The sequence below is a fragment of the Limisphaera ngatamarikiensis genome (genome assembly GCF_011044775.1).
GTDB classification, from domain to species: Bacteria; Verrucomicrobiota; Verrucomicrobiia; order Limisphaerales; family Limisphaeraceae; genus Limisphaera; species Limisphaera ngatamarikiensis.
Genome location: NZ_JAAKYA010000066.1, coordinates 17019 through 30415, shown reverse-complemented (window position 1 = coordinate 30415; position 13397 = coordinate 17019). Strand labels below are relative to the sequence as shown.

At 65.9% G+C, this 13397-nt stretch carries 13 protein-coding genes; 11 read left to right on the top strand and 2 right to left on the bottom strand.

All coding sequences use genetic code 11. The annotated features are described in order from the left end of the window. The first annotated feature begins 58 nt into the window (after positions 1-58). The 8 genes from G4L39_RS09810 to G4L39_RS09775 all read left to right on the top strand — a co-directional run bounded on the left by G4L39_RS09810 (position 59) and on the right by G4L39_RS09775 (position 8027). Entirely contained in the window at positions 59-1522 is a 1464-nt protein-coding gene (locus G4L39_RS09810; protein WP_165107850.1) for an NAD(P)H-hydrate dehydratase, read from the top strand. After that, entirely contained in the window at positions 1519-2088 is a 570-nt protein-coding gene (locus G4L39_RS14660; RefSeq protein WP_205880932.1) for a hypothetical protein, read from the top strand. The genes G4L39_RS09810 and G4L39_RS14660 overlap by 4 nt, the downstream gene beginning before the upstream one ends. 7 nt (positions 2089-2095) lie before the next feature. Continuing rightward, entirely contained in the window at positions 2096-3052 is a 957-nt protein-coding gene (locus tag G4L39_RS09800; protein WP_165107848.1) for an AEC family transporter, read from the top strand. Positions 3053-3101: 49 nt separating this feature from the next. Next, the gene (locus tag G4L39_RS09795; protein ID WP_165107922.1) at positions 3102-4442 is read left to right on the top strand and encodes a nucleoside recognition domain-containing protein; all 1341 of its coding nucleotides are present in this window, start codon (positions 3102-3104) and stop codon (positions 4440-4442) included. 72 nt (positions 4443-4514) lie between these two features. Beyond that, positions 4515-5114, top strand: a complete 600-nt coding sequence (gene ruvC / locus G4L39_RS09790; protein ID WP_165107846.1) for a crossover junction endodeoxyribonuclease RuvC — start codon at positions 4515-4517, stop codon at positions 5112-5114. Positions 5115-5215: 101 nt separating this feature from the next. Further along, positions 5216-5830, top strand: coding sequence for a Holliday junction branch migration protein RuvA (gene ruvA / locus G4L39_RS09785; protein WP_165107844.1), 615 nt, complete (start codon positions 5216-5218; stop codon positions 5828-5830). Further along, on the top strand, positions 5827-6543 hold the full coding sequence (locus G4L39_RS09780) for a lysophospholipid acyltransferase family protein (RefSeq protein ID WP_165107842.1): 717 nt from the start codon (positions 5827-5829) through the stop codon (positions 6541-6543). Before ruvA ends, G4L39_RS09780 begins: the two co-directional genes overlap by 4 nt. An 86-nt stretch (positions 6544-6629) precedes the next feature. Continuing rightward, a complete protein-coding gene (locus G4L39_RS09775) occupies positions 6630-8027 on the top strand; it encodes a tetratricopeptide repeat protein (RefSeq protein WP_165107841.1) in 1398 nt (465 codons plus the stop codon). An 18-nt stretch (positions 8028-8045) separates the two neighbouring features. On the opposite strand, the gene lepB is transcribed toward G4L39_RS09775, so the two are convergent. Continuing rightward, positions 8046-8540: a signal peptidase I gene (gene lepB, locus G4L39_RS09770; protein WP_165107839.1), complete on the bottom strand. Its 495-nt coding sequence runs from the start codon at positions 8538-8540 to the stop codon at positions 8046-8048. A 339-nt stretch (positions 8541-8879) separates the two neighbouring features. Here lepB and G4L39_RS09765 point away from each other — a divergent pair, with 339 nt between their 5' ends. Further along, positions 8880-9887 carry an NAD(P)-dependent alcohol dehydrogenase gene (locus tag G4L39_RS09765; protein WP_165107837.1) on the top strand — a complete coding sequence of 336 codons (1008 nt, stop codon included), beginning with the start codon at positions 8880-8882 and terminating at the stop codon, positions 9885-9887. A gap of 58 nt (positions 9888-9945) precedes the next feature. Here G4L39_RS09765 and G4L39_RS09760 read toward each other — a convergent pair whose 3' ends face one another. Then, on the bottom strand, positions 9946-10335 hold the full coding sequence (locus G4L39_RS09760) for an RbsD/FucU domain-containing protein (RefSeq protein WP_165107836.1): 390 nt from the start codon (positions 10333-10335) through the stop codon (positions 9946-9948). 800 nt (positions 10336-11135) lie between these two features. Between G4L39_RS09760 and G4L39_RS09755 the strand changes: the two genes are divergently transcribed. Together G4L39_RS09755 and G4L39_RS09750 are read left to right on the top strand one after the other, a co-directional pair. Then, positions 11136-11597: an Hsp20/alpha crystallin family protein gene (locus tag G4L39_RS09755; RefSeq protein WP_165107833.1), complete on the top strand. Its 462-nt coding sequence runs from the start codon at positions 11136-11138 to the stop codon at positions 11595-11597. Positions 11598-11819: 222 nt separating this feature from the next. Further along, positions 11820-13373, top strand: a complete 1554-nt coding sequence (locus G4L39_RS09750) for a DegQ family serine endoprotease (RefSeq protein ID WP_205880930.1) — start codon at positions 11820-11822, stop codon at positions 13371-13373. Positions 13374-13397 lie beyond the last annotated feature (24 nt).

The following is a 13397-nucleotide window of genomic DNA, read 5'->3' as shown; positions in this document are numbered from 1 at the left end:
AGGTCCGGGACTGCCGGTCCGGCGCCAGCACAACCAACAGTCGTAAGCGTCCTGGCCCATGCCCGTGCCCGTGGTAAGCGTGGCGCAAATGCGCCAGTGGGAACAGGCCAGCTGGTCGGCAGGCCGAACCGAAGCGGCGGTCATCGCACGCGTCGGAGCCTGCCTGGCAGCCTGGCTCCGCCGACACGTGCCCCACAACGATCGCATCCTGATCCTGGCCGGCAAGGGACATAACGGCGATGACGCCCGCGCCGCACTGCCCCACCTCCAGGGTCGCGCCGTCGACCTCGTCGAGGTACGGGACCCGGAAACCGCCCTGCCCGACCTCGAACGCGCCCTGGCCCGCGGCCCCGATTGGATCCTCGACGGCCTCTTCGGCATCGGATTGAACCGCCCCCTGGCCGAGCCCTGGTGCCGCTTGATCGAGCGCATCAACCAGGCCCGAAGCCGCATCGTTTCCGTGGACGTCCCCTCCGGCCTGGACGCCGACACCGGCCGACCCTGGGGCGCAACCCTCCGCGCCACCTGCACCCTCACCCTCGCAGCCCCCAAACAAGGACTCCTGCATCCGGCGGCCCATACCTTCACCGGCCGACTCGAAGTGATTCCCGACATCGGCCTGGTCCCCTGCCCGATCCAATCGGAGCTTTGCTGGACGTTGCCCGAGGATTTTCTCGACTGGCCACCGCCCCGGCCCGTAGCGGCCCACAAGGGCACCTTCGGCCACCTCGCCATCGTGGCGGGCAGCACCGGCTACCACGGCGCGGCCGTCCTGGCTGCCCGCGCCGCCCAACGCGCACGGCCAGGTCTCATCACGCTGATCACACCCGCCTCCGTCTACGCTGTGGTGGCCTCCCAGCTCCAGGCCGTGATGGTCCATCCCTGGTCGGCGGCACATCCGCTACCCGGTCGGTACACCGCCCTGCTGTTCGGGCCCGGCCTGGCCGCCGCAGATCTTCCGGCGGAAATCCCCGCCACGCTCGCCCGGTTGTGGCAGGAGGCCAATGTCCCCATTGTCGTGGACGCAAGCGCCCTGGACCATGTGCCACGCGGCCCAATACCCCGGGACGCATTGCGCGTCCTGACCCCGCACCCGGGCGAAGCCGCGCGCCTGCTCGGCACCACCACCAACGAGGTCCAATCGAATCGCGTGGCTGCCGTCCGCGCGCTGTCCGGGCAGTTCGGCGGAGCCTGGATTGTGCTCAAAGGTTATCAGACCCTCATCGGACGGCAGCACGGCCCCATCTTTGTCAACCCGAGCGGCAATCCCGACCTTGCCCAGGGCGGCAGCGGCGATGTCCTGGCAGGTTACCTGGCCGGTCTCTGCGCTCAACCGCCGCTCCAGGGCGACCCGGAGCGCCTCATCCGATACGCCGTGTGGCAACACGGTGCCGCCGCCGACGCACTCAGCCGGCGCCACCCCGCCTGGGTCGTGGAAGACCTGGTCCGGACGCTGGGTCGGGTCGCACCACACCGCGTCGCCTCAACCGCACGCCCCGCAACCCCGACCACACCCCCATGACCCCACAAGCCTGGTTCAGCCTCCTGGAAACACCCACCCTGCCGGATCTTGTCGCCCCGGCGCAACCGCCGCCAGTGCCGGCAGAAGTCGAATCCAGCTGTGCCCGGCTCGAATCCTCGTTGCCACCCGGCGCAGCCGACCCGCGCGCCATCCGCGCCCTGATTCTGTTGTGGTACGATCAGTGGACCCGGGCCCACGAACTGGTCCAGGCCCTGGAAAACCGCGACGGCGCACTCGTCCATGCCCTCGTCCATCGCCGCGAACCCGATTTCTGGAATTCCAAATACTGGTGGCGGCGGACCGGCCAGCATCCGGCGTTCACCGCCCTGGCCCAACGCGCCCGACCGTGGCTCAAACAACACGCGCCCGCCGAATGGACACGGCGCTTGATCCGCAACGACGCCTGGGATCCGTTCGCCCTCGTGGACCTGATCGAAACCATCCTCACAACGTCCGACGCGGCCGCTGCACGCCTCGCGCGGCAACTCCAACACATCGAATTCCAAACCGTCCTGGCAGTGTTCACCGGCACAGTGCCGCCCGGGGATTCAACCGGCCGGGGCTGACCGTGCAATGAACGCGTATCGAACCATCCTCGAGGCGGTCCTACCCGTGTTCGGCTTGATCGGCACTGGTTTCCTCCTCCGCCGACTCGAATGGTTGACCACCGAGGCTGACGCAAGCCTGCTCCGGCTGACCTTGTACGTCTTTGTGCCGTGCCTCATCCTGGATTCCGCACTGGGCAACCCCGCATTCAACCGTTGGGACAACCTCCTGTGGGCGCCGTTGACCGGGTACGCCACCGTGGCCCTGGCGCTTGTCGTCGCGTCGGCCGCCCGCCCCTGGCACGGCCTCACCGACCCGGCCGCAGCCCGAACTTTCGCCGTTACGACCGCCATTCACAATTACGGCTACATCCCCCTGCCCCTCTGTCTCCTCTGGTTCGGAAAAGCCACCGCCGGCGTGCTCTTCCTCTACATGGTGGGCGTGGATGCAGCCCTGTGGACCCTGGGCGTGATGGGGTTGTCCGGCGCAAGCCATCGCATCGAATGGCGCCGCGTCCTCAACCCCGCGCTGGGGGCGGTCGTGATGAGCTTGATCTTGAACGGCACCCGCCTGAACGAATGGATCCCCACCCCGCTGCACACGGCCCTGCACTGGCTCGGCCAATGCGCCGTGCCCCTGGCCCTGCTCCTGATCGGAGCCATCATGGCCGATGAACTGCCCCAACTGCGCACCGCAGCCGGCTGGCGCGTCATGTCCGTCGCAACCCTCCTGCGACTCGGGCTCCTCCCCCTCCTGTTCCTGGCCATGGCCCGCTGGCTCCCCATCACACCCGACCTCCAGCGTGTGCTGGTTCTCGAAGCTGCCATGCCCGCGGCCGTGTTTCCCATCGTCATGGCCCGGCACTACCACGGCGACGCCGCCACCGCGCTGCGCATCGTCCTGAGCACCTCCCTGGTCAGCCTGGTCACCATGCCCCTGTGGCTCCGGCTCGGACTCGACTGGATCGGCATTCCAATGCCATGAATACATCGGCACATCGCACCAGCCCGGTGCCATCACCACCGCACCCATGCTGAACCACATCTGGTTGGCCATGCTGTTGATCGCCGTGGCCCTGGCCGCGCTCACCGGCCGGGCCGACGCACTGACCACAGCCGCCCTGTCGGCAGCCAGGGACGCCGTGATGGCCATCGCCCTTCCGTTGATCGGACTGATGGCCCTCTGGCTCGGCATGATGCGACTGGCCGAACAGGCCGGCTTGGTCAACCTCCTGGCCCGTGCGCTACAGCCCCTGCTGCGCCGGTTGTTCCCCGACGTCCCGCCCGGGCACCCGGCCATGGGCGCCATGCTGCTCAACATCGCGGCCAACATCCTCGGCCTCGGCAACGCGGCAACGCCCCTCGGACTGCGCGCCATGCAGGAGCTCAACCGATTGAACCCCCACCCCGGTACGGCCACCAACGCCATGTGCACGTTCCTGGCCCTCAACACCGGCTCACTCCAGCTCCTGCCCGCCACCGCCATCTCCGTCCTGGCCGCCCATCAATCGGCCCGGCCCACGGCCATCGTGGCCAGCGCACTCCTCGCCACCGCCTGCAGCGCCGTCACCGCTGTCACCGCCACACGCCTGTTGGAACGCCTCCCTTGGTTTCGCCAACCCCACACCCGCACCCCGCCTCCGCCAGAACCCGGACAACAAGCCCCAAACCCCTCACGTCCGGAAAATGCAGACAAACCGACGACGATTCCGCAACCGTCACGGCCCTTGAGCGGCCCGGGGCGTTGCGTCCTCACTGTCTACGCCCTGTGCTCTGTCGCCGCCGTGGCCAATGGTGCCCTGGGCCTGTGGGGAACCACGCCGCCAACCGCCGATCCGGCCCTCGTCCGGTGGTTGAACGCCCTGTCGCAATGGGCCGTCCCCTTTCTGCTGGCCGGATTTCCCCTTTATGCCGCCCTGCGCGGCGTGCGCGTGTACGAGCAGTTTGTCATCGGCGCCCGCGACGGCCTCCGCATTGCCCTCCGCATCATCCCCTACCTGGTGGCCATGCTGGTGGCCATCGGCGTGTTCCGCGAATCGGGCGGACTCCAATGGCTGGGCCGATTGCTTGGACCCCTGTTGGAATGGATTGGGTTCCCGTCGGAACTTCTCCCGTTGGCCCTGGTCCGACCCCTGAGCGGCAGCGCCGCGCTCGGGATCTTCGCCGAAATCGTGCGTGCTCATGGACCCGACACCCTGCTGGCCCGCACCGCAGCAACCATGTACGGCAGCACCGAAACCACCTTCTATGTCCTTGCCGTTTACTTCGGCGCCGTCGGCGTTCACAAGGTCCGGCACGCCCTCTGGGCCGGACTCATCACGGACGCCGTGGCCATGCTTGCCTCGGTTTGGATCTGCCGATGGCTCTTCGGCTGACCGCTCCCGGCAGCCGGCACGAACAACAATTTCCCATTGGACGATCCTCCCCGGACTGGCAAACTGACGGCGGTGGGTATCTCAATTCGAGACTACCAAACATTGGAGGCGCGCCTCCGCCGGCCGGGCAGGAACACCGACCCGACCCAAACCGTGGCCCCGGCAATCACAGAGGGGCTGGTACTCGGCGTGGACCCTTCCCTGCGCGGCACCGGCTACGGCTTGGTGGAAAAACGCGGCGCGGAACTTCGCGCCGTCGCCTACGGCACCGTCCTGTGCCCGCGCACCTGGTCACGCACGACCTGCCTGGCCGCCATCGCCCAAACCCTGCGGCAAATCGTGCAATCCCACCACCCCACGATCGCGGTGTTCGAGGGCCTGTTCCACGCACGAAACCTGCGAACCGCGCTGATCATGGGCGAGGCGCGTGGGGCCGCCCTGAGTGTCCTCGCCGAAGCCGGCCTCGAAATCTACGAAATCGCACCGCGCCGACTGAAACTCGCCGTCACCGGCCACGGCGCCGCCGGCAAACAGGCCGTCGCAAACATGGTCCGCCGCATGCTCAATCTCACCAACACACCCCGGTCCGACGAAACCGACGCCCTGGCCCTGGCCCTCGCCCATTGGCAGGCCCTGAGCCGCCCCTGGACCGGCCTGAGCAAACGTATCTGACCGTCCATGACCCCGGGCACAGCCGCACTGATTTCCCGACTTGAACGTCGCCCGCCACCACACCACCCACGCATGCACGTTGATCACCACAACAGACATCCATGATCGCCTTCGTTCATGGCACACTGGTCGAAGCTTGGCCCACCCAGGTCCTCGTAGACGTCCACGGCGTGGGTTACGAGGTCTTCATTCCTCTTTCGACCTACGAAAAACTGCCGCCCATCGGCCAGCAGGTCCGCCTCCTGACCGAGTTCGTGGTCCGCGAAGATGCTCACCGCCTGTACGGTTTCCTCACCGCCGCCGAGCGCGACACCTTCCGCCTGCTCATCCACACGGTCAATGGAATCGGCCCCAAAATCGCACTCAACGTCCTGAGCGGATTGAGCGTGCCGGCCTTTCGCGCCGCCGTGGCCCAGGGCGATGTGCGCGCCCTGTCCCGCATCTCCGGCGTGGGCCGCAAAACCGCCGAACGCATCGTGGTCGAACTGAAAGACAAACTCGGCGGAACCGACCTGGGCCCGCCGCCCGCCGGCCCCGGCACACCCGCCGGCTCGGACGCCAGATGGCAGGACGCCGTGCTGGCCTTGATGGCGCTCGGTTACAAAGGTCCGGAAGCACAAATGCGCATCCGTGAAGTCGGTACCGCACTCGGCCCCCGGGCCACGGTCGAGGAATTGGTGCGCGCCGCGCTCAAGCGCGGTTTCGGTGGCTCATGACCCCTTCACCGCCAGCCCCCCAGGAACACCCCCAACGCCGCAGACGGGGCGGAGTGGTCATCCCCCACAAGCCCACGCCGCTCCAACGCTTCCTGGCCCGCCTCATCCACGTAGCCGCCCGAACCGTCGCACGAACCCTTCGAAAGTCGCTCGTGGATCAAACCGGGACCGGCGGCCGGGTGCCGCCGCAGGCCATCTACGTCATGTGGCACAACCGCCTGGCCCTGTGCCTCGAAGCCTACTTCACTTATGCCCGCCCCCACTCGGCATCCCGCGGCTTGGCCGCCCTTGTCAGTGCCAGCCGCGACGGCGGTTTACTCGCAGCCGTGCTCGAATGCTACGGCGTCCAACCCGTCCGCGGCTCCTCCAGCCGCCGCGGCCCCCAGGCCCTGCTGGAATTGACCACCTGGGCCCAACGCGGATACGACCTGGCCATCACTCCGGACGGACCCCGCGGTCCGCGTTACGTCGTCCAGGAAGGAGTCATCGCCCTGGCCCAGGTCACCGGCCTGCCCATCATCCCCGCCTCGTACCGCCTCAGCCACTGCATCCGCCTCCGTTCTTGGGACGCTTTCCTCGTCCCCATTCCCTTCGCCCGCTGGGAGGTGATCCTTGCCCCGCCCCTCCAGGTGCCCAGAGACGCCTCGGAAACCGACCGTGAACAACTCCGCCGGGAGCTGGAAAAACGCCTCCGCGAAATCACCCCTGACTGAAGCCCGCCCAAAACCGCCTCTGCCCCACCCAATCCCCGTCCAGTTTTGAATCGCCCCCACCACCACGCCGTCCTACACTTGGAACCATGTCCGAAAAGTCGCTCCATGAAGTTTCACGCGAGGTTCGAGAACTTTACGAGCGCGGCCTGGAAGCGCTCCGACGGGATAATTACGAATATGCCCAAATGCTCCTCACCCAGGTCCTGAACCGCGAACCCACCTTCCTCGACGCCCGCAAGGCCCTGCGACAGGCCCAACAGCGCAGGGCCGCCGCCAGGAGCACCGGCTTCCTCAAACGCATCCTCAGCGGCGCCGCCGCCTCCCCCGAACTGGCCCGCGCACGCATCGCCCTCCGCTCCAACCCCCTCGAAGCCATGCAACTGGCCGAGGAAGCCCTCAACGCTGACCCCAACAACATGACCGCCCACAAAATCTTCGCCGAAGCCGCCGTCGCCGCAGGACTCCCACGCACCGCCCTCCTCTCCTACGAGGTCCTCTTCGCCCACGACCCGCGCGACCGCGACGTGGCCGTCCAATACGCCCACGCCCTCGCCGACGCCGGCCAGGTCGCCAAAGGCGAACAGGTCCTCGCAGCCCTCGTCCATGTCTACCCCGGTGACCCCGACCTCGCCCAGGAACTCAAAAACCTGTCGGCCCGGCGCACCCTCACCGAAGCCGGCTACGGCGCCCTCGAAACCGGCACCGGCTCCTACCGCGACATCCTCCGCAACGCCGAAGAAGCCAGGGTCCTCGAACAGGAACAAAAAGTCCAAAAAACCGAAGACACGACCGAACGTCTCATCCGCGAATACGAAACCCGACTGCAGGCCGAACCCCAAAACATCCGGCTCCTCCGATCCCTTGCCGAACTCTACACCCAAAAACACGACTACGACCGCGCCCTGGCCTGCTACGAACGCATCAAAGCCACCGAAGCCGGCCAGGATCCCAGCCTCGACCGCGCCATCGCCGACACCATCGTCCGCAAGTTCGATCACCAACTGTCCCAACTCGACCCCGCCGCACCCGATTACGCCGAACGCGCCCGCGAAATCGAAGCCGCCAAACAGGCCTTCCGACTCGAAGAATGCCGCAAACGCGTCGAAAAATACCCCACCGACCTCGCCATCCGATTCGAATACGGTCAGCTCCTGTTCGAAGCCGGCCGCATCACCGAGGCCATCGCCGAGTTCCAAAAAGCCCAAAACAACCCCCACAAACGCATCCCCTCCCTCGCCTACCTCGCCCGCTGCTTCGCCCAGAGGAAAATGTACGACCTGGCCGCCCGCACCCTCCAAAACGCCATCAAGGAAAAAACCGTCTTCGACGAGGAGAAAAAAGACCTCCTCTACCAGCTCGGCTCCGTCCTGGAAGCCATGGGCAAACGCGACGAAGCCATCGAAGCCTTCAAGCAAATCTACGAAGTCGACATCAACTACCGCGACGTCGCCGCCAAAGTCGACGCCTACTACTCCAGCCGCTGACCCGCAGACCAGCCCCCCTCACCACAAAACCCGACCCAGCACAGCCTCGGACCGCACCGGTCCATACTCCCGACTGTCCGCACTCACCCCGCGGTTGTCTCCCAACACATACACCTCCCCCGGACCACACGTCACCCGCGCCCACTGCCCACGCACCGGATCCGTCCGCGTCCCCTCCGGCAAATAAGACTCGTCCAACAACCGCCCGTTCAAATACACCCGGCCCCCGCGCAACTCCACGGTGTCACCCGCCACCCCAACCACACGCTTCACCACCAGCCCCCCATCCGTCGGATCCCGCAACACCACAATGTCCCCGCGCCGCACCCCCTGCCACCGTACCAACAGCGGACTCGCCAAATACCAGTGCCGCTCCCGCAACGTCGGCACCATGCTCGAACCCTGCACGCAAATGGACTGCAACACATACGCCCGACACAACGCAAAACTCCCACCCAACAGCCCCATGACCATCAAACCCTGCAACACCACCGACAAAACCTCACCCCGCACCCGCCGCCCATGCCGCGGCCCAAAGGCAAAACGCAAAGGCCCAAAAACGCCCCAAGCTCTCGCTGTATTGCCACGGGTTTGCATGGCTGATGACCACAGGGCCGAAAACACTGCACGGCCCCAACACCCCACACTCTCACCCCGCGCCAGCCCCATCCACAATCCGGGGAACCCACCAACCCGCCTTGTCCGGATTTCTACGGATGCACCCGGGAAAACACCGGATCCGATCCCGACATAAACCGGGTGCGCCCCGGGAAACCGCCGTCACCAACACCTCAGCCCAAGCCGAACCGGCCTCAGTTGTGCGGCCAGTCGTTCCCGCCTATCCTGTCCACCATGACACAAGTAGAGGCCTATGCCGCCCTGGGCCCCGGACAACCGCTGGTGCCCTGGTCCTACGAAATCCAACAACTGCAACCCAACGAGGTTCTCGTGCGCGTCCGCGCCTGCGGGATCTGCCACAGCGACGTGCACATGATCGACAACGATTGGGGCTTCGCCCGCTACCCGCTGGTCCCCGGACACGAGGTCGTGGGCGAAGTCGTCGCAGTCGGTCCCCTCGTCACCCACCTCAGCCCCGGAATGCGGGTCGGTATCGGATGGCAACGCTCCTCCTGCGGCCAATGCGAAGATTGCCTCCGCGGCCAGGACCACCTCTGCGACCAGAGCCAGGGCGTCATCACCCACGGCCACGGCGGGTTCGCCTCGCACCTGGCCGTCGACGCCCGCTATTGCTTCCCCCTCCCGAATGAGCTGCCGACCGAAGCCGCCGGACCGCTTCTCTGCGGCGGCATCACCGTCTACTCGGCCCTCCGCGCCGCCGGCATGGGCTCCGGCCTCCGCATCGGCATCATCGGCATGGGCGGCCTGGGCCACATGGCCATCCAATTCGCCAGTCGACTCGGCAACCACGTCACCGCCTTCACCACCACCGAGGCCAAGGCCCGAGAGGCCGCTCAACTGGGCGCCCACGACGCCATCCTGATCCGCAACGACCAACCCTCCCGCCGGCCCGACCGGCCCCTCCACATCATCCTCAACACCGCCCCGGTGCCCACACCGGTTGAACCATACCTGGACCTCTTGGCCTCCGACGGCGTCCTCTGCTACGTCGGCGCCCCCACGGCCCCAATCTCCGTGCCCATCTTCCCGCTCCTGGTCAAACGCCGACGCATCATGGGCAGCCCCATCGGAAGCCGCGCCACCATCCTCGAAATGCTGGAAAACGCCGCGCGCTTCGGAGTCCTGCCCAGGGTCGAGACCTTCCCCATGAGCAAGGTCAACGACGCGCTCAACCGCGTCCGCCAAAACCAGGTCCGTTACCGCGCCGTGCTCCTGGCCTGACCACGCCAACCCGCCGCCGCGCCCCAGGGAGCCCGGAACGCACCAACACACGCGCCCTTCACGCAGACTCAAGGATCATGTTCGCGTACTGGACCGTGTCGGCCGTCCGAATCAACCCGACGGCCGACGGCACCCGCTTCTTGAACTCCACATGCGGCTCGAAAAACACCGGCACACCCTCCAGCGCCGCCGCAAACCTCGCCCGCGTCTCGGCCGTGTTCTCGCGCTGAAACTCCTCCGCCATCCATACCCGCCCGATCCGAAAATTCGGCCGGATGGCGCGCAGCACATCCAATACCGTGGGAATATCATCCACCAACGAAAGGTCCACCGTCTCAATCTGCGGCCAGTAGGGAAAACCCCGATCCGCAATCACCAGCGTGTTCGTATGCCGGACTCGCGCCAACAGCGACAACACGTTCGGATTCAAAATGCCCGTCTTCAGCATGACCCCACCTCTACCGCAACACTGCCCGCCCCGCACTTCAATTCCCGCCGGCCCCAAAACCAATACCACCCGACCCCTGAAAACGCCGCTTCATCAACCCAACGACGTTCCGAACGGATCCGGTCCGGACCCAACGGCCACATCGAACTCCCGGACCACAAAAACCCTCCTGCCCAACCGCTCGATCTCAACAATCGGACCCAAAAGGCAAACCTGATACCACCCATTCGCACTCCCGAGCTCGCCAGCCGCCGCCTCCCCCGGCCGCAACCCAACCACCGCCAAACCGCCCCGGCCCACCCCAGACAACCCAACCCGTGCCAACCGTGAATGACTCCTCCCTTCCCCCTGCCCCGGTGTAGCCCCCGTAGCCCTTGCCTCACCTGCGTCAACCCGCAACCCCGCAAACCAACTCATGCCTACACCACCTAACACCGCACACCCCAACACCCCCAGCCAACGACCACCCAAACACCAACCCACCCGGCCCAGACCCAAAGCCCAAGTGTGTCACTGTGACACTATTACATCGCGTGACACAACCAAAAACCGCTGTGTGTGTCATTGTGACACCCGAGCGTCCCGCCTTCAAACACATATCATGCTGATTATCAACATGTTAAATCGCACCGGCAGTTGGCATGGCCTTTTCTATATGTGCAGGTGGCTGGGCGCCGGTGTCCGGGTGGGCATCGGCGAAAGGAGTAAACCCGGCCACCCGGGGTAGCCGGATCATCAGGCGGCGGCGCGCCCGGGCCAACCAACAGAAACCTGTCCGCCTGTGCTGGGAGTGGTTGCCTATGGCTGCATTGACCCGTTGGAATCCGTTCCGGGAGCTGGAGGAAATGCAACGGCGGATGGCCGCTCTGTTGGATTGGTCGCCCTTCCGCCGCACCTCGCTGGCCACGGACGAGGAAACCATCACCGTCCCCGAATGGTCGCCCTTGGTGGACATCGTCGAGGATGACAAGGAGTACCTCCTGAAGGTCGAACTGCCCGAGGTCAGCAAAGACGACGTCAAAGTCACCGTCGAAGGTGGCACGCTGACCATCTCGGGTGAACGCAAGGCCGAGAAGGAGGAAAAGAACCGGAAATATCATCGGGTGGAGCGCTTCTATGGGCGGTTCGTCCGAAGCTTCACCATCCCTGAAGACGCGGATCCCGACAATGTTCGGGCCGAGTTCAAGGATGGTGTCCTGAGGGTGCACCTGCCCAAGAGCGAGAAGGCACGGCCCAAACAAATTGAGGTCAAGGTCAGCTGACCTTCCTCCGCTCCCGGCACGGGCGCAAAGCGGGGCGCCCTTCACAACGGGCGCCCCTCTTATTGTACCCCAGCCCTGCCGGAGCGCCGGGTCGCGCCCCGGACTCGGCCGGTCCCACCAACCGGAACCAGCCGAGCAGCCCGCGGACGATGACAACAAAACGTTTACCCACCCGGTGCTGTCGAAGCTTCAAATATGAACCACGAAAACAGGAGTTTGACCATGAAACCACACCGAAACAATCAAGGTTTTGAACACGCGCGAACGAGCCACGTGCAAAGCCCCGTTCCAACCGAACATCGATCCCGCATCGGCTTGTTGGCTTGCCGGTGCCTTGTCGCCGTGCTCCTGACCTGGCTGGGCGGCAGTACGCCGCTGACGGCGGCCCAGGCACCGCGCTTCAAGGTGGACGATGCGCCGCTTCCGGCAACCGCGCAGCCTTCCTTCTCCTTCAGTCCCATTGTCGAAAAGGTGGCCCCCAGCGTGGTCAACATCTACAGCACCAAAACCGTCCGCCAACTGCCCATGTGGGGCCCATTCATGGAGGATCCGTTTTTCCGGCGATTCTTCGGAATCCCCGATGCCCTCCCCCGCGAGCGCCGCGAACGCAGCCTCGGCTCCGGCGTGATCGTGACCGAGGACGGCTACATCCTGACAGCCAACCACGTGGTCGAGGGTGCCGACGAAATCCGCGTGGCCCTGGCCGATGGGAAAACCGAATACGAGGCCAAAATCGTCGGGACCGATCCCCGGACCGACGTGGCCGTCATCAAGGTAGATGCCCGGGACCTGCCCGCCATCACCATCGCGGATAGCGACAAACTCCGCGTCGGCGACGTCGTCCTGGCCATCGGAAATCCCTTCGGCGTCGGACAGACCGTCACCATGGGAATCGTCAGTGCCAAATCCCGGGCAGGGCTGGGCCTGGACTACGAGGACTTCATCCAAACCGATGCCCCCATCAATCCCGGCAACTCCGGCGGGGCCCTCGTGGACATCGCCGGCCGTCTCGTGGGCATCAACACCGCCATCATCAGCCGCTCCGGCGGCAACCTCGGCATCGGCTTCGCCGTCCCGTCCAACCTGGCCCGCTACGTCATGGAGCGGCTGATCGAAGACGGCAAGGTCACCCGGGGCTATCTGGGCGTTTACATCCAGCCCGTCACCCCCGAACTGGCCAGGGAATTCAAGCTGAAAGACCTTTCCGGCGCCCTGGTGGCCGATGTGATCGAAAACTCGCCGGCCGCTGACGCAGGCCTGAAAGCCGGCGACGTCATCCTCGAATTCGACGGGCGAAAAGTCCAAAACGATCGGCATCTCCGCCTCATGGCCGCACAAACACGGCCCGGGTCGGAGGTCCGGATTCGCATCCTGCGGGACGGCCGTGAACAAACCCTGCGCGTCAAATTGGGCGAAATGCCCGAGGAAGGCGGCCTGGCCCGCGCCGGCCGCCCGGGCGGCCTCCGCCGAGGTCCCCAGGCCGACCCCTTGGACGGCGTGGTGGTGGACGACCTTACCCCGCGCAACCGGCAAATGTACGGCATCCCCTCCCACATCCGCGGCGCACTGGTCGTGGAGGTGGCCCCTGATTCCCCCGCGGGCCAACAAGGGCTGCGACCCGGCGACGTCATCCTCGAAATCAACCGCCGCCGCGTCACCAACGCCGATGACGCCGTCCGCGAAAGCGAGGCCAACCGGCAGTCCACCGTCCTGCTGCGCGTGTGGAGTCAGGGCGCCAGCCGCTACATTGTGATTGACGCCACTCGACGCCGCTAGGAACGTGAGCCTCGAAAGCCGGGA